The sequence below is a fragment of the Limnohabitans sp. genome (genome assembly GCF_046052825.1).
Classification (GTDB): Bacteria; Pseudomonadota; Gammaproteobacteria; order Burkholderiales; family Burkholderiaceae_C; genus Limnohabitans.
Map to the genome: position 1 here is coordinate 1 of NZ_JAVLFP010000017.1, position 17,889 is coordinate 17,889.

Sequence of the window (17,889 nt, forward strand, 5' to 3'; positions counted from 1 at the left end):
GCGCCGCCCGCATCGCTGATATTCAAGCTGCGGTTGAAACCTGTGTTGCTGTCGAGCGTGTTGGCCACGGTGATGGTGGCGCCAGCGCTTTGCAGCAGCGTGTCTTGGCTGAGGGTGACCGCACCCGTGTAAGTTTGGTTGCCCGAGGTGTTGACGCTCGAGCCGTTGAGGTTGATGTTGGCCGCGCTGACATTGAACGAGGCCAGTGCTGCGGAGCCACCGACTGCGGCATTGAACACCGCCGAGCCGTTGGAACCCGAGGCATTGACCGCCAGGGCACGCGCTGTGCCATCGCTGTTGATGGTGCTTTTGGCGGTGATGACGGCGTTGGCATCAGACGCCAACAGCGTGGCGTTGCTGCCCAAGGTCATGGCGCCAGCATAAGTCTGGTGACCGGTAGAGCTGACATTAGCCGCCAAGCGCGTGGTGCCGCTGACGTTGACGGAGCTCACGTTGCTGACGTCGCCACCGAGGTCGGCATTGCCACTGACATTCATGCTGAAGCCAGCACCCGCCACGGTGGAGCCACTGGTGGTGATGACGTTGGCCCCCGTGAGTGCGGTGTTGGCACCCAAGGTGAGGGCGCCTGCATAGCTTTGGTTGCCCGAGGTGTTGATGCTGGAGCCGTTGAGGGTGATGGTGCTGGCGTTGATGGCCATCGAACTCAGGTTGGTGCCGCCCACGGCAGCCGCCAATCGCACAAGGCTGCCGCTGCCGCTGGCGGTGATGTTGAGGCTTCGGGTGGCCGCCACATCCCCGTCGAGGGTGTTGGCCACAGACACGATGGCGTTGCTGGCGCTGGTGTTCAGGTTGGTGTTGGCGCCCAAGGTGATGGGGCCGACGTACGTTTGGTTGCCTGTGGTGTTGACCGTGCTGCCGTTCAAGGCGATGGCGGTGGCATTGAGTGTCACCTGGGCCAGGGCCGCGCTGTTGCCCACGGCACCCAGCACCACCACGCGCCCGGTCGAGTTGCTGGCGTTCACATTCAGCGCCCGTGCCGTGCCGTCGCTGTTGACCGTGCCGTTGAGGGTGATCACGGCCGCAGCGTCCGTGGCCAGCAAGTTGGTGCCCGCGCCCAAGGTCATGGTGCCCCGGTAAGTTTGGTTGCCTGTGGTGGTGATGTTGGCACCGTTGAGCGCGATGGTGCTGGCGTTGACCGTGACGTTGGTCAGTGATGCACCGCCGCCGATGGCGCCGTTGATCACCGCGCTGCCACCTGCGGTGCTGAGGTTGATGCCCAAGGCATGCGGTGCAGCCCCGCTGTTGGTGGTGCTGTTGAGCTTGACCGTGGCGGTGGCGTTGCTGGCGCTGAGGTTCAGGTCGGTGGACAAAGTCACCGTGCCGTTGAAGGTTTGGTTGCCGCTGGACGTGACGTTGCCATTCAGGCTGCTGTTGCCCGTGACCCACAGGTTGCCCAGGCCCGTGAAGTCGCCACCCGTCACCCAATTGCCGCTGTTGGCGGCGGCGACGTTGTTGACCGTCAAGTTGTAGTTGCCCCCCACCAAGGTGGCGTTGGTGGTGACCGTGGTGGCGTTCAGGGTGGCATCTGCGCCCAAAGTCAGCCATGCGTTGTAGGTCTGGGCCTTGGTGCTGACAAAGGTGCCACCGGTCAAGGTGACGCTGCTGTTGCCCGTGATGGTGATGTTGCCCGCGTTGGCCACGCCGTTGTCGGCATAGCTCAGGGGGGTGTCCAGGGTGAAGCTGCTGGCACGCGAGAACAATTCCAGTGACGACATGGTGGTCAAGTTGCTGGCGAAACTGCTGCGTTTGGTGGTGCCAATGGTGGTGTTGAGGTCGGTGTTCATGCCTGAGGCTGAACTGTTTTGCGTGCTCAAACGCGTGATGCCCTGCACCACTTTGCCGATCACGTTGGTGTTGCTGTCTTTGTACAAGTAGGCCGTGTTGTCGGTCTGGATGCGGTCGGTGTACGACAGTCCCGCCACGGTGGCGTTGACCGTGCTGTTGCCGTCCAACATCAACAAGGTGCCCAACTGCGTGGTGTTGAAGAACGGGGCGCTGAGGGTGACGTTGAAAGTGGCGCCCGATGCAGAACCTCCCCAGCCGCTGGTGGTGATGTTGGGGGCGGAGATGTAACCCGAGCCGCCATTGGTCACGCTCACACTTTGCAGGGAGTTGGTCAGCGCGCTGGTGGCGTTGACTCGCGAGGCCGTTGCTGTGGCCCCTGTGCCGCCCCCGCCACTGAGGGTGAGAGTGCCGTTGCTGAGATAACTGCCGCCACCACTGGTAACGGCAATGCTGGCAACCGCCTCAGGAATCGCCGCATCGGTGAACAAGGTGTTGCTGCCCACCACGCTGTAGTAATACCCGTTCACCCCTGTGGATGCCGTGCCGCCGTTGAGCAGCGTGCCACTGGTGTATTGCCCCACCTGCGCACGTTTGGCCACCGTGGTGCCGTCGCTGAGGTAGGCATAGCCTTCAATGGCGCGCGCTTGTGTGGGGTAGAACACTTGCAGGTAGGGGAAGAGGCCTGCACTGGTGTTCCAGTTGGTGTTGGAGGCGTTGAAGCCTGCGGTGTTGGCCAATGTAGATTTGAACTGTGCGGTGGTGAGTCCCGTGCCAAACCCGCCGCTGGCCGTTTGGTTGGAGGTGTCGGTGTTCCAGTACAAATTGGATTTGGTCAACCGACCCACCGTGGCGTTGAAGCTGCCAAACACCCCCCCGATGTTGGCGGGGCTGGGGGTAACGGTGTTGAAGCTGGTCATGCCGGTGGCATAGCCGTTGGTCAAGGTGCCTCTGTCGGCGTAACCGACCAAGCCGCCCACGTTTTGCGTGCCCGTGACCGAGCCCATGGCGTAGAAGTCGCTGATGCTGCCGGTGAAGCTGGACTCCAGGTAGCCCGCAAACCCACCCACACCGCCCGCCGTGCTGGTGTTGGAGGTGCTGGTTTGGGTCACCGCGCCGGTTTCATACGACTGGTTGATGGTGCTGCCGTTGAAGATAGAGCCCACAAAACCACCAACTTTGCCCAAACCCGTGACCGCGCCTGCGGCCCGCGAGCTGGTGATGGCGCCGCTGTTCATCTTGCCAATGAAGCCACCGACGATGCTGGTGTTGGCCACCAGCAGCGCGTCACCCGCAGTGACCCCCGTGTTGGCGAAAGAGGTTTGGATGGTGCCGCCGTTTTGGTAGCCTGCAAAACCGCCCACGGCGTAGGGGCCCGTCACCGTGCCCCAGGCACCCGAGTTGCTGACGGTGCCCCCATCAATCCAACCCACAAAACCACCCACGTAGTCGTTTTGGGCGCTGGTGCTGGTGTTGCTGGTGTCGTTGCTCAGGGTGCCTGAGTTTTGGCCCACAAATCCGCCCACACGTTGCGTCCCTCTGACCCCCACCAAACTGGTGGGGTTGACCACGGTGATGGTGTTCGATGAGTTGCTGATGGTGCCCTGGTTCCACCCAGCAAAGCCGCCCACGTAGTAAGAGTTGCTGCTGTTGGCTGTGTAGACATAGCCCGTGGAAGACGAGGTGTTGATGGTGCCCACGTTGAAGCCCGCAAAGCCACCTATGTAGTTGTTCGTGGCCGTGACGTTGCCCGAACTGGTGCCAGAGTTGACCACCGAGTCATTGCGACCCACCAGACCGCCCACTTGCTGCCCACCGCTGACAGAGCCACTGGACGTGGGGGCAGTGAGCGTACCTGAGTTGTAGCCTGCGAATCCGCCGACGTAGGCACCTAGACCCGTGACGTTGCCTGTGGCATACGCATTGGTGACGGTGCCACCGGTCACGTAACCCACCAAGCCACCCACGTGGTTTGAATTGCCGGTGACATTGCCTGTGGCGTAGGAAGAATCAATGGCGCTTGAGCTGCCAACCAGTCCCCCCACGCGCTCGCCTGCGCCCGTCACGCTGCCGCTCGCGTTGGAGGTGCGCACCCAGTTGCCTGTGTTGCCCACCAAGCCACCCACATAGGATGAGCTGCTCGACACGTTGCCCGTGGCATAGGAGCTATCGACAGTGCCCCCAAGATTGCCCACCAAGCCGCCAGATTGATGACCGCCGCTGACCAAGGCACCTGTCCAATTGGCGTTGTAGATGCTGTTGGCGAGTTGACCTGCAACACCGCCGGTGTACGTGCCACCGGTCACATTGGCGCTGCTGTTGGCGTTGTTGATGTAGTTGCCATACCCAGTTAATCCGCCGACATAGTTTCCGTTGGAGGTGACGTTGCCACTGCTGAACGAGTAAGTCAGTGTGTTGTCATGGTGACCCACGAGGCCACCTGTTCTCTCGCTGCCCTTGACCAAGCTGCCGATGTAGCTGACGTATTTGACATCTGCACCCGTGACGTAACCGCCGATGCCCCCTGTGTAGGAGCCGTTGGTATAGCCCGGAGTAACACCTACTGTGTAGCCAGTGACCGTTCCAGACATTTGTGCGTTGGTGATGTAGCCGGATGAAAACGAGCCGACCAAGCCACCCGTGCGTTCCCCATTGCTCTCGACGTTGCTCGACACAAAGGTGCTGTAGTTGGGCGTTGCGTTGGCGGAGACATTCACGCCCAGTTGGCCCATGGCTTGTCCAGCCAGACCCCCAACGTAGTTGAACCCCTTGACCAAGCCTATCGTGTGGTTGCTGTTGCTGATTTCTGAGGTGCCGTAATTGAGGTAACCCACCAAGCCGCCCGTGCGGTAGACCGTGATGCTGGTTTTGGCCACACTGGTCACTGCACCGGTGGAGTTGCTGTTGGTGATGCGGCCATATTGAATTTGCCCAGCCAAGCCGCCGACCGCATTGACGCCTGTGACATTGGCCGAAGAGCTCACGTTGGTCAGCTGCAAGGCCGTGAGGTTGCTGGTGCTGGTGCCCCAGCCGTAGCCCAAGACACCGCCCGCGCTGCTCCACCCGTTGGAGCCGTTGTTGTTTTCACCGCGATCGTCTTGATTCAGACTCAAGATGTTGTAGTAAATGTCGGTGCCCGTCACACTGCCCGAGGAGTTGGCGCTGGTGATGTTGCGCTGCCAGTCCGAGCCCGCCACCAGACCCAAGTTCATCGTGCCGCTGATGTTGCCGTTGACGCTGACGTTGGAGAACGACAAGCCTGCCGTGGTTTGGGTGCTGTTGTTGCGCAGGTGGCCCACAAAGCCGAGGTTGGCGGTGTTTTGGCTCAGCGACAAATTGCTGATGACGGCGTTGTTGCCACGCAGTTCTCCCGACACATAGGGAACATACAGGCCAGCCGGCATGTTCAATGGGGCGTCCAGGCTGAACTTCAGTGCGCTTTGGTCGGCGTAGCCCAAATAGGCTTTGAGCTTGTCCACGCTGTCGATGCTGTAGTAGCCGCCTGAGAGTGAGAAGGGCGTGGCATCACTGGCGGGCCCGCTGACGAGGCCATTGAGCGCGCCACTGTTGTACCAAGTGTCGAACTGGGTGCCATACAAGCCCCCGAGGGTCAGCATGCCATTGGTGACGTTCAGTGCCACGCGGCTGCTGGGGCTGGCGGGGGTGTAGGCCGTGATGGTGATGCTGTTGGCGCCCTCCATCTTGTAATGCGAGTTGGTCACCTCTGCACCCGGCGTGAAGTAGCCGATCAAGCCGCCAAAGTTGGCGTCGGCCGTGATGTTGACGTTGGCCGTGGTGTTGGTCACTTGAGCCGTGCTGCCCAAGCGGCCAACCAAGCCGCCCACGTCGTAACGGCCCGTCATGTTGCCAGTGGCATAGCTGTGGTTGGTGGTGCTGCCAAATGCTGAGGCTGAGGCTGTGGCGCTGTCGCCCAGTGCGCCTTCAAAGTAGCCGATCAGCCCGCCCACAAAGTCCCCCGAGGCCGTGATGTTGGTGCTGGCGAAAGAGCCTTGGACAGATGTGCTGGCGTTGTTGCCATTGGCAAATCCGATCAGGCCGCCCACATAGGTGTTGCCCGACACACAAGCGCCGATGTAGCGCGAATCTTTGATGGCGCTGGTGCCGACAAGGCCGCCGATCAAACCGCCGACGTAATTGGTCGATGCTGCTGTCACGTTGCCGTTGGCGCTGACATTGGTGATGGTGCTGGTGCTGTACAAGCCACCGATCAAGCCTCCCACGTAGTTGCCGGCGTTGGCCGTCACGTTGCCGCTGGCGTTGGCGTTCAACAGGATGCTTGTGCCATCCAAATAGCCCACCAACCCACCGGTGTTGCTGCTTGAACCAGACAAGTTGGCCACGGAGCTGGAGTTGCTCACATTCACCGTGCTGCCATATCCAATCAACCCGCCTGCTTGTGAGCCTGAGCTGGTTGAAGTCAGGTTGGGCATGGTGGCCGTCAAGTTGTTCACCACCGCATTGTTCAGGTAGCCTGCAACTCCCCCGATGTAATCGGTGCCAGTCACGTTGCCGGATGCGCTCCAGTTGTTGGAGGTGCTGGCGCTGCCAACGCCATAAGCTTGGCCAATCAAGCCCCCCGTGTAGGTGCTGGTGCCGGTCACGTTGCCACTGGCACTGAGGTTGTTGGCCGCATTGGCGGTGACCGACGCATGGCTGTAATTGCCAATCGAGAGGTAGCCCAGCAGGCCGCCGGTGCGGTAATAGCCGCTGACGTTCAGGGTGGAGTTGAGCAAATTGATGGAAGAGCTCGTCACATAACCCGCCAACCCGCCGGTGCTGCCCAGTGTGTCGTCAAATTGGTCTGAACCAGACCTGTACAGCGTGGAGCCATTGAACAGCACCATGGCCCTGGATGCATTGGTCACAGCGGGCGCGCGCGTGGCGCTCACATTGCCCATCGCGCCGGAGCCGAAGTAGCCGATGAAGCCACCTGTGTTGTCCAGCCCCTTGGTGGAGCCACCTAAGACGGCCGCCGAGTCGTACAAGATGCCGTTGTACATGGAGCCAATCGCCGTGCCCACATAGTATTGGCCGTTGACCGCGTTGTAGTTGTTGATGCTTTCGTAGTTGGTGCTGTTGACCAGCAAACCACTCACCGTGCTCTTGTGCACAAAGCCCAAGAAGCCCACGTTGGAGGTGGGCGCGTTCCAAGTGAAATTGTTCACTTGGTAGCCATTGCCTTTGAACTCTGCGGCTGCAAAGTAAGGCACAAACTTGGTGACGGCCGATGCGATGTCTAGGTCAGCCGTGAGTTTGAATTTGTAGGTGTTGGTGTTGGCCGTGTTGTTGGCAAAGCCCTGCGAAAAGCCCAGCACATTGCCCAAATCGTTTTTGGTGATGACGCCGCTGTTGATGGCGCTGCTGCTGCTGGCAATGGTGTAGTAGCCATCACCACCGGGTGCGTCAAAGTAGTCGGCAATGTTCAAGGACCGTGAAGTCACGCAGGTGAGGTTGCTGCTGGCCCAGGCGTCAAATTGTTTGCTGTAGAGGCCGCCGATGGTGAGCGTGGCGTTGCCGTTGATCAGCGAGGCGCTGACGTTGTAGAAGGTGTTGGACAGGTAGGTGCCAGGCCTCAAGAAGCCCACAATGCCACCGTAATTGCTGGTCGCGGTGACGTTGCCCGCGTAGTACGAATTGTTGATGTAGCCAGCAATCATCTCGCCGACCAAACCGCCCACAAAGTTGGAGCCAATCACGTGGGTTCCGCCACTGCCTCCCGCGTAGGCGTTGTTGATGTTGACGCTGCCGACGCGTTGGGTGCCCACCAAGCCCCCCACATAGGTGCTGCCCGTCACGTTGGCGTTGGAGACATAGGAGTCGTTGATGGTCACGCCAGACCGTGCCCAACCCACCATGCCACCGGTGGCGCCTGTAGCGCTGATGTTGATCCGAGAACCGGCATTGCTGACGCTTGAGTTGGAGACGCTTACGCCACTCCAGTCGACATACCCCACCAGTCCGCCAACCCCTGCGTTACCGCCTCCACTGGTCACAGATGTGCCACTGTAATTGGAGTTGGCGATGGTCACCCCATAGGTACTGGCGCCTACTAATCCACCCACTCCGCCATAGGTGGTGCTGCGCACCGTCCCGCTGGCCGAGACATTCGTCAGAGTGAATCCGTTGTAGGCGTAGCCCACCATTCCGCCGACCCACGCGTAATAGTTGGACACATTGCCCGATGTGGTGGCGTTGGTGATGGCCCCCGCCCAATTCTGGCCAACCAAACCACCGACGTTCGTGTAGCTTGACGTCAAGTTACCCGTGACGGTTCCAGTGGTGAAGGCGTTGTTGATGTCGCCGTAGTTGTAGCCGACCAAACCGCCAATGTTGTTGCCGGCCCCTGTGACATTGCCCGTCGAGTCAGAGTTGTTCAGGACATAGTTAGAGTTTTTTTCGCCAAACAAGCCACCGACAGAGTCACCGACACCGTTGACAGAAACCGTGCTGTTGACGTTGTGGGTGTTGTTGACGGTCATCAGCGTACGACCGGCGATGCCTCCCGTTTGAGCAAAACCTGTGACGGGGTTGTTGACCACCCAAGCGTCGCGGATCGTGCCGCCTTGGGTGTAGCCAAGGATGCCACCACTGCCAGAACCACTGCTGGTGAGGTTCACGGAGCCATTGGCCACCATGATGCCGGTGATGTTGGGTGTGCTGTCCGCATAGCCGGCGAGTGTGCCCAGGTAATTCATGTTGATGCCTGTGACATTGGCTTTTTCAAACCGAATGTCTTGCACCATCGCGCTGCCGCTGAGTTGATAGAACAAGCCGCCATAGCCAGCGCCATTGCTGCGAAGGCTCAGATTGGTCACTGTGTGACCCAAGCCGGCAAAACTGCCGGTGAAGCTGCCATTGCGAACCGACACGTAAGGATAGGGGTTGCCAGTGCCCATGCCGTTGTTTTGCCCGGCCACGCCTGGCAATAAGAAGGAAGCGGCTTCAATGTCACTGCGCAGCGCGTAATAGCCACCAGCCGCTGAAGCGTTGAGCTCTGCCAGCGTGGTGATGAAGGTGTAGTCCTTCAAGGTGCCGGTGCTGCCGTCTTGGGTGGTGAATTTTTGGCCTGAAGCACCCGAAAAATCGATGCGGCCTTGGAAGCCACTGGCGCTCAAGCCAAAGCCGTAATACCCCACGTTGCTGCCAGCCGTGGTGCCTTGGCTGGTCTTGATGGCAATGCTGCTGTTGGCGTTGGTCACCGAAATGGGGGCCAAGATGTTGACCGACGTGGTGCCCGACAGGGTGAGCGTGGCGCCGTTGCTCCAGCTCGTGAACGTCGCATCGGCGGTGTTGGCCACCGTGACGTTGCCGCCGTAATAGCCTTGGCTGCCCGTGATCGCCATGTTCGGCGTGCTGTTGACGGTGATGTTGGCGGTGTTGCCCGTGCGCCCTAAGTTGAAAGCGCCCAAAGAACCGCCCCCAGTGCTGAACAACAAGTCCGCGCTGGTGTTGACCGCGCTGGTAAAGCTGTTGGCGGTTGGCTCAATGTTCAGTGAGCCGGTGCCATTGATGACCGCCTGTGAAGCAACCGCAGTCGGGTGCGCGACTTGCAAGGTGAGTGTGCCGCCCGTGATGCTGGTGGCGCCTTGGGTTGCATTGCCAAAGTGGGTTGCTGCGCTGGCCACGGTGAGTGTGCCTGTGCCACTTTTGGTGAAAGTGCCTGTGTTGGCAGGCAGGGTGGCCAAGGTGACGTTTTGGCCGTTGGTGTCAAACGCAAACTGTTGCGAGGCGCTGGTGTTCAAGCGTGACGAATAGTCCAGCGTGTTGTTGGCGCTGAACTGCAAGGTGCCACCGGTGAAGCTGAGGGTGCCACTGGGGCCCAGGCTGTTGAGCGCGGCGGTGGATGTGCCCGTGGTGTTGACCACTGCCAACGTGCCGCCAGCCAACACGGTGCCGCCGGTGTAGGTGTTGGTGCCCGTCAGAGACGTGGTGCCAACGCCTGCTTGGGTCAGGCTGCCGGTGCCGCCCAAGTTGTTGCTCAAGTTCAGGGCATTGCTGCGGTTGATGAACAAGCTGGCATTGTTGGTCACGGCGCCCGTGCCCAAGCTGCCTGCGGTGCTGCCATTGCCCACCCGCAAGGTGCCGCCAGAGACAGTGGTGCCGCCTGTGTAGGTGTTGTTGGACTCCAACGTCAAGTTGCTGGTGCCTGCTTTGATCAGCTTCACGCCGCCAGAGATGACGCCGCTGATGTTGCTGTCGGTGGCGCTTGTCACGGTCAGGTTGCTGCTGCTGGTGTTGGAGAGGCCACCCAGCATCGACACGCCACCCGAGGTGGCGGTGAGGGACACGTTGGCGCTGGTCAGCGCCACATTGTTGTTGTAGGTCTGTGTGCCGCCGGTGGTGATGTTGGCGCCGATGTTGATGACGCCGCCCCCAGCGCCAACGTTAGAGGTGATGTTCAAGCCACTGGTGCCGGTGCCGTTGAGGGCAGAGGTAACGTTGACGTTGCGATAGGCTGACAAGGACAAAGTGTTGGCTGACCAAGCCACGCTGGCGCAAACCAACAAGTCGCCACTGTCGCTGCCTGCGGTGTTGTTGGTGCTGATGTCGACGTTGCCGCCTGTGAGCGCTGACTCTAAGGTGCTGGCCCCAATGCCACTGCTGGTCTGCGCACCCGCGCCCGCGCTGATGGTGAAGTTGGTCGGGTCGATCAGCCACGTGCCCGACTTGCCCTTGGGGGCGGAGGTCGAGACGCTGGTGTTGTCTTGAATCACCACCTGGGCGCCCGAAGTTTCAATGAAGCCGCCATGGCCGCCCAAGTCTCCGCCTTTGGCAGAAAGGGTGCCGCCAATCTCGACGCTGCTGTTGGCATTGGTCAAATCGGCAATGGCGGTGATGGTGCCGCCTTGGCCTGAGCTGTTGGGTGCTGCATCTGCCTGCAGCGTGCCGGTGTTGACCACGCGTTGGCTGGCCGAGAGGCGAATGACCCCGCCGTTGTCGACCAAGCCGGTGGCTTGGACCAGGCCAGAGTTTTTGACGATGCCGCTTTGGAGTTGGTTGGCCGCTTGGGCCGACAGAATGATCAAGCCGCCGGGGGCTTGCACGGCTTGGCGGTTTTCCACCAAGGCGGCCAAGGTGCTGGGGCTGACCAAGATGTTGGTGAGGCGGCTTTGCTTGTCGAACTCCAGCTCAAAGGTTTCGCCTGCGGCCATGACCACGGTGCCCAGTCTGGCCACCACCAAGCCGCTGTTGCGCACTTCGGGCGCCAGCAAGGCGATGTAGCCACCCAGGCCTGCCGAGATCGAGCCTTCGTTGATGATTTTGCCGGTGGCGCCGTCGCGCGTGTACTTCATGATGCCGGCCATGAAGTCGGTGTCGCTGATGCCGTGGGTGGTGGCGGTGAACGAGGCCGTGTCCACCGTTGCCGTGGGCGAGAAGTACACGCCCGATGGGTTGGACATGATCACCTGGCCGTTGGCATTGATTTGGCCGTAAATCTGGGAAGCTGAGTTGCCCAAGATGCGGTTGAGCAAGACACTGGAGCTGTTGGGCTGGGTGATGTTGACCTTGGCCTGCGAACCGACGTTGAAGCTTTGCCAGTTGATGGCCGCGCGCTGGCTGTCTTGGGTGATGGCCATGGTGCTGCCAGACTGCGACACCCTGGCGCTGCCCGCGCTGACTTGACCACCCGTGGGCAGCTGTGATGGGGCCAAGGTTTGGGCAAAGGCTGCGCCCCAACACAAGCCTGCCGTAGCAAAGGCTGCCCACAAGGTTTGCAGCGCCAAGTTCAAGGTGCCCGGTGCCGCCGAGCACAGGGTGGAGCGCGCAGTGCCTTTGCCGCAGGAAGTGGCCACTTCGGCCACAGCCACAAAGGTTTGGGTGTTTTTATTCCAAAGAACGCGGTGAATTTTGTTCATCGTGTCCCTTGCCCTGCGCAAGTTTGCCGATCCATCGCCTTCAGTCGGGTGGTCCCAGCGCTTGTGCGGCTTTTAGCAGGGGAGAAAAAATGAGGCGCCGGTGGCATGTGAGGTCAGAAATTCAGCTCTTTGGCTAATCAAATCACGAGGGTGTAATTGACGGAATTGATTAAACCATAATGAAATCATCAAAAACTACAAAAACCTACAGAATTAACTAGTGCGACCCCATGTGGGAGGGCGAAAAAAAAGCCAACCGAAGTTGGCTTTCAGTGTGCGATGAGTTGCTCAGCGCGCGAGGGGGTCTGGGCGGAACTGGATGTGAACTGCCCGAGGCTTGGAGCCTTTGCCACCCTCCATCAACCACGGGGTTCGGTCGCCACTGGTACTCCACAGACCGCGACCTTTCCAACCCGCATTGGGGTCATCGATGCGCGCGTCCATGCCTTTGGCAAAGAACCCCATGGGGTAGGGGATGCGCACATTGAGCATCTTGCCGTTTTTGTAGGCAATGAAACCACCGTTCAAGTTGCCTGTGGCGATGGGGATGTTTTTACCCAGGCCCGTGGCGTTGTGTTGGTCGACCCAGGTGTAGTAGCTCGCCTCGGCGCTGTTTTGCTCAAAGCCTTCGTGACCAGGGCCAGGAAATCGATGGTAAGCAAAGCCTTCAGGGCAATGGTTGCCGGTGGCGTTGGGTCCGTTGAGCGGGCCCTTGCATTTGTTGCGGTCAAAGCTCACAAAGCCTCCATTGGATGCCGAGCCCCAGACCACGCCATTGGCGTCGATGTCGCCACCACGAATGCCAACGTACTCCTTGGGCAAGGCGTAGAACTCAGAGAGTTGGGTCTTTGGGTCGAACCGCATGAAACCGGGTGTGCCACCAAAGGTGTTGAACGAGTACCAGACCGAACCATCGGTGGGGTGTGGCATCACACCGTAGGGCCCGGAGCCGCCCACGCGCATGTCCTTGCCGGCTTCACCAGGTTTGTCGGGCTCGGTGTAGGCGTCCACTTTGCCGTTGGCGTTGGTGTCGAGTACCCATGGCGCCCAGCCTTGTGCTTTGACCACGTCGCCAGTCTCGTCATAGATGCGGCTGTTGAACCAACCTGCCACGGGACCAGAGCCTGAGAACCAGACCGTGTTGTCTGAGTCATAACCGAACTGTGGATGGTGGGTTCCAAAGCACGTGTCGATGAGGTTGTATTTCATCGTCGCGGGGTCCAGCATGGTGACTTGACGCTGAGAAAACTCAATCGGGAAAGCTTTGACTGACGGGTGGTCGGTGTTCTTTTTGCACCACTCAGGGTTGACGTCCCCACGTACGTTGGCGGCAAACCAGACCCGACCTTTTTGGTCGATCATGCCGTTGTGGTTGTTGGCTTTTTGCGTCCAAATTTTCTCCATGCCCCAGTAGGGAGAAGGCGCCAAAGGTTTGTCTTGTGCTGTGGCGTGGAACCTGCCACCGAACGACTCCCCCACGCTGTCGTTGAGCACGGTCATCTTGAAGGTGCTGACGGTGTGTGTTTTGGGATCGAGGATTGGGATGTCATCGCTCGAGTATTCGGACGAGCCGTAGAGCTTGCCGTAGGGGTTGACCGTTGGGTTGCGACGGTCGGAGGAGATCAAGTCGTGAAGAAACGTCTTCTCTGTGCCCCACTCCCAAGAGGTGACGACGATGTTGCGCTCTTCTCCTTGAGGGCGAGCCGGTTTGGATTTGGGCAATTCACCCTTGGCAATTCGGTCGGTCCATTCGCCAAAGTATTTGAATGGCACGCCACCGAGTTGCACGGCAAGCCGATCCATCATCCATTGGCCGCTGTGGCCTGATGCGATACGTCCCCCCCAAGCCTGTTCGCCAGACTCAAACTTACCCAGTGCTGCCGGAATGGTGCGGGTGGATTCTTGACCGAGCGCGTGGCAACCCACGCAGTCGGTGTTGTTCATGCGTCGGCGCCAAATTTCTTGGGTGACGTTCTTCGGTATGTTGGTGCTGCCACCAAAATCTTGGACAGGCGGCATCTTGAGCATCGAGTACCAATACACCGCAGGGTAGTAATGCGCAGCGGCCGCGGCGGTCGGTGCAATCACTGCACTGTGGTTGAGGATCTGACCAGGTTTGCCAATCAGTTTGGGAGAGTCAACCAAGCCGTAGCCCCGCACCCACACCCGATAGTTCACATTGGGGGGCAGATCGGGGATGACGTAGCGACCTTTGTCGTCGGTGACCACGATGCGCGCAAATTTGGTGGGCAACTCGGTGGTCTCCGCAATGACCCATACGCCGGCTTCAGGCCCTTTGGGGCCCTGCACAACGCCGCCAATGTCTACTTCACCAATGGCAACGGCTGGGGCCCCAACGGCTGGTTTGGGGGCTGCTGCCAACACATCGGTGAGTGCGAGCGCCAAGGCCCCACCCATCCAAAGCTTGCTGAATTTCATGTTTCATGTCTCCTTTTGATGAACCTGTTCGCATCAAAGCCGATGTTGCTTGATGGATTGATTTCAATCTAGCACGGTTTATCCCAGCAACACACCACGACTACCCCTAGAGCCGGCCCAAGAGGGCCCTTGCATTGCCTCCTGCGCGACAGTTGCAACACGGCGACGTCGCCGTTCTACCCGCTCGCCCTATTGACACTTGTACGCGGCGCTCTAAGTCGGTTGCATATTTTTAGAAAACGGTTATGTGATGCTTTGAATGTCCAATTTATCTAGCGCTTGGGAGGCCGTCATCACATCCCCAAACTGTTGTATGAAAGTCTCCAAAGAGGATTGATGCTCCTCTTCTGACAAAGCAGCGCAGCAGTCAGACAACATGACCACCTTGAAGTCCAGCATCATGGCGTCTCGAGCAGTCGATTCACAACAGACATTGGTTTTTGTACCTGCAATCAGCAGTGTATTTATGCCATAGTTGCGCAGCATATTCTCTAGCGTAGAGGACCCCGCAATCAATGCACTGTATCGATTTTTCGTGATGGTTATGTCTTGGGCCGAAGTTTCTAAATCCCGCCAAACAGTTTGCTTGCCTGGCATGAGGCTTTCTATCGTTTTTGTTCGTAAGTCGTTTGCGACGACGTGATTGAAAAATATGTCCCAGTCGCTTTTTTCACCAAGGTGGGTATTGGCGTGCAGCACCCAAAAAATAGGAATACTTTTTTCTCTCAGTTTTCTGGTCAGTTGATTGATGGGTTCAACGATGTTTCGCGAATTGGCTACTTCTGCGGGGGAACCTGGTTCGCAAAATGTGCTTTGCATGTCAACCACCAGCAAAGCGGTCGTCATTGGATCAAGCGTTTCAAACCAATGGAGCTTTCCACGTCGGGCAATGACTCTGTCAACGATGTGAGATCTGATGATTGGGTTATCCATGGCATGCATTTCTTAGAAAGAACCCCGTCAGGTTATCCGAAATCACTTTTTGACATTGAAGCATTTCAGTTTGCCAAATTGAGGTCTGTATGCGAATATGAGCTCGTCACCCACCCCGATTAACCCACAAAGAGCAAGCGCAAGTTGATTTCAATTGGAAGTTCAATACCCGATTTAATTCTGCACAGTGGTCACATCCACACGGGTGATTCTCAAACTGGCACGGTTGGGGCGTTGTCTATTGTTGGCAACCGTGTCCAGGCAGTTGGGCAGACGGCTGATCTGCTAAGAACAGCAAATCAAAACACAAAGATCATTGATCTAAAGGGCAGTTGTGTGATCCCAGGGTTAACCGATGGACACGCACATATGGATCGCGAAGGCTTGCGCCATCAATTGCCAAGTTTGCAACACGCCCAGTCTTTGGCAGACGTATTGGATGTGATTGCAGATGAGGTTCGTCATCGCGTCGAAGGTTCATGGATCTTGACCCAGCCTATCGGACAAGCGCCAGAATTTTTGACAGATGTTGCGCATTTGATTCCAACGCGATACGACCTGGATCGTGTCAGTCCAAAGCATCCTGTCTTCATACGTCCGATTTGGGGCTATTGGTCTAATACAGTGCCATTTTCTTGTGTTGCAAATAGCTTGGCATTGGAGTTGGCAGGGGTTGGTCCACAAACACGCTCGCCCACTCAAGACATTGTGATTGACAGAGATGGCTCGGGTCAACCCACGGGCATATTTTGGGAAAAAAGTTTGGTCCCTCTTGTGGAGCATACGTTGATGCGCTGCGCGCCAGGATTTTCATTGGCTCAGCGTGAACAAGCACTTGTTTATGGGATGGCGCAGTACAACAAGGTGGCTACGACGTGCGTATTTGAAGGTCATGGTGTTGCAAGTGAGGTCATTCAAGCGTACAAGTCTGTCCATGAATCTGGTGCGAGTACGGTCAGGGCCTTGCTGACTTTTAGCCCCAATTGGCATTTGAAGGGTCAGGGCGACGCTGCACTTCTGCTCAAAGACTGGACAGCATGGGTAGGTCGACGTGGCATGGGAGATGATGTTTTGCGAGTTCAAGGACTCTATGCAGAAATCGATCTTGATCCACATAACAATCAACTCAGGGCATCCAACCATCCTTGTACCGGGTGGGCGGGTTTTCAGGCCGGTTGCGCTTTGCCTTTAGAGCTTATGAAGGTGTTGGTTCAAGAAGCTGCGCGAAACTCAATAAGGTTGTGTGGAATTTGGCCCAATCTCTTGGAACTGTTTGAATACGCCAACCAAACGCAATCGATTGCGCCAATGCGTTGGGTTTTAGGCCACCAGCGGTTTTTGACGCACGATCAAATTGCACGCATCAAAGATTTAGGCGTTGTGCTCACAACCCATACCAATCGCCATATTTACAAAGATGGCGACCGCATGCTGAGTGAGGGAATTCATGACTTGAATGATTTGGTGCCGTTGCAAAGCCTGTTGCACAACGGTGTGCAGGTCGCCTTTGGCAGCGACAACTTGCCACCCTCCTTGTTCCATCCTATGTGGCACGCCAGTGCGCGTAAAAGCCGCACGGGTCAGCGGGTGGGGGAATCGCAAGCGATTGACAGAAGCCAAGCTTTGAAAATTGCAACCGAGGGCGGAGCTTATCTGTGCTTTGATGAATGTCAGCGTGGGCGTCTTGTCCCTGGATTTCTGGCTGACATGGCGATACTCAGCGCAGACCCGCTTGTTTGTAATGAGGAGGAATTACCCCAAATCCAGGCCACCGGGGTTATCGTGAATGGACGCTTCGTTTTGTAGCTGCTGTCTCTAACAAAAAATTTACATCATGATGAGAAAAACACGTCAATTCTTGGGATCAATCGCAGCATTCTGCGTTGCCGTATTCACTCCAACGCATGGCGTATCGGCTGAGCAGGATGCTTGGCCAAATAGGCCAGTTCGCGTCGTGATCCCTTACGCACCAGGCAACACCGGTGACATCACATTCAGGTTGATTCAAAATCAACTTGAGGCCAAATTTGGTGTGCGATTCTTGATTGATAACAAAAGCGGCGCATCCGGAAATATTGGGGCTGAGGAGGTGGTCAGAGCTGCTGCTGACGGTTACACATTCTTGCTGGGGTCAACGAACAACTACGTGACAAACGCCTCCTTGATCAAGTCCATGCGCTTTGATCCAATGAAGGATTTAGTGCCCATCACCATGATCAGCAACGCGCCATCCGTTGTCGTGGTTAATGCTAATTTAGCGGTCAATACACTGGCAGAACTGACTGCTTTGGCTAAGAAAGAGTCTGGCAAATTGGCATTTGCTTCACCCGGTAACGGCACGCCACCCCATCTTGCTGCGGAGCTTTACAAGCAGTTAGCGGGTGTTGATTTGATCCACGTGCCTTATCGCGGTTCTGCCCCTGCAGTTCAGGGCTTGCTCGGAGGAGACACGCAAATCTATATGACCGCCTTGAGCTCGGTTGCTGGCAATATCAGTGCAGGCAAACTCAAAGCCATTGCCGTGGCCGGGCCACACAGACTGTCTGTCTTGCCCAACGTCCCAACGACGGCTCAGCAAGGCGTTCCTGAAATGATCACGGGCAATTGGTGGGGACTTTCGGCCCCGCTTGGAACTGACAGCAAAATCATCCAAAAACTCGCCGAAGCCATTCAGACTGTTTTGAATGATCCAGCAGTCAAACAAAAATATTTTGAATTGGGGGTCACCCCCGTGGGAAGCTCTCCGTCTGAGTTTGCAGCTCAAATCGCTCACGAAGCCAGTATTTGGAAAAAAGTAATTGCCAGATCAGGCATACAGCCTGAGTGATTTTTTAGG

Annotated in this window: 5 protein-coding genes; 2 read left to right on the plus strand and 3 right to left on the minus strand. The window is 57.7% G+C overall.

Features of this window, described 5'->3' with window-relative positions; translation table 11 throughout:
- The 3 genes from ACKWJN_RS02270 to ACKWJN_RS02280 all read right to left on the minus strand — a co-directional run.
- The coding region (locus ACKWJN_RS02270; protein WP_408594132.1) for a filamentous hemagglutinin N-terminal domain-containing protein at nucleotides 1–11,681 on the minus strand (11,681 nt) is incomplete at its 3' end.
- A 288-nt stretch (nucleotides 11,682–11,969) separates the two neighbouring features.
- Nucleotides 11,970–14,120, minus strand: a complete 2,151-nt coding sequence (locus ACKWJN_RS02275; protein ID WP_408594134.1) for a hypothetical protein — start codon at nucleotides 14,118–14,120, stop codon at nucleotides 11,970–11,972.
- A 243-nt stretch (nucleotides 14,121–14,363) separates the two neighbouring features.
- Nucleotides 14,364–15,053 (minus strand): isochorismatase family protein, encoded by a 690-nt coding sequence (locus ACKWJN_RS02280; protein ID WP_408594136.1) that lies wholly within the window; start codon nucleotides 15,051–15,053, stop codon nucleotides 14,364–14,366.
- 144 nt (nucleotides 15,054–15,197) lie between these two features.
- On the opposite strand from ACKWJN_RS02280, the gene ACKWJN_RS02285 reads away from it, so the two are divergent.
- Together ACKWJN_RS02285 and ACKWJN_RS02290 are read left to right on the plus strand one after the other, a co-directional pair.
- Nucleotides 15,198–16,859: an amidohydrolase gene (locus tag ACKWJN_RS02285; RefSeq protein ID WP_408594138.1), complete on the plus strand. Its 1,662-nt coding sequence runs from the start codon at nucleotides 15,198–15,200 to the stop codon at nucleotides 16,857–16,859.
- A 28-nt stretch (nucleotides 16,860–16,887) separates the two neighbouring features.
- Entirely contained in the window at nucleotides 16,888–17,880 is a 993-nt protein-coding gene (locus ACKWJN_RS02290; RefSeq protein WP_408594139.1) for a Bug family tripartite tricarboxylate transporter substrate binding protein, read from the plus strand.
- The last annotated feature ends 9 nt before the right edge of the window (nucleotides 17,881–17,889 follow it).

What these genes read in the sequence shown, in the direction of transcription:
- ACKWJN_RS02275 (WP_408594134.1), bottom strand. Translation starts at nt 14,120, where the DNA reads ATGAAATTCAGCAAGCTTTGGATGGGTGGGGCCTTGGCGCTCGCACTC.
- ACKWJN_RS02280 (WP_408594136.1), bottom strand. Translation starts at nt 15,053, where the DNA reads ATGGATAACCCAATCATCAGATCTCACATCGTTGACAGAGTCATTGCC.
- ACKWJN_RS02290 (WP_408594139.1), top strand. Translation starts at nt 16,888, where the DNA reads ATGATGAGAAAAACACGTCAATTCTTGGGATCAATCGCAGCATTCTGC.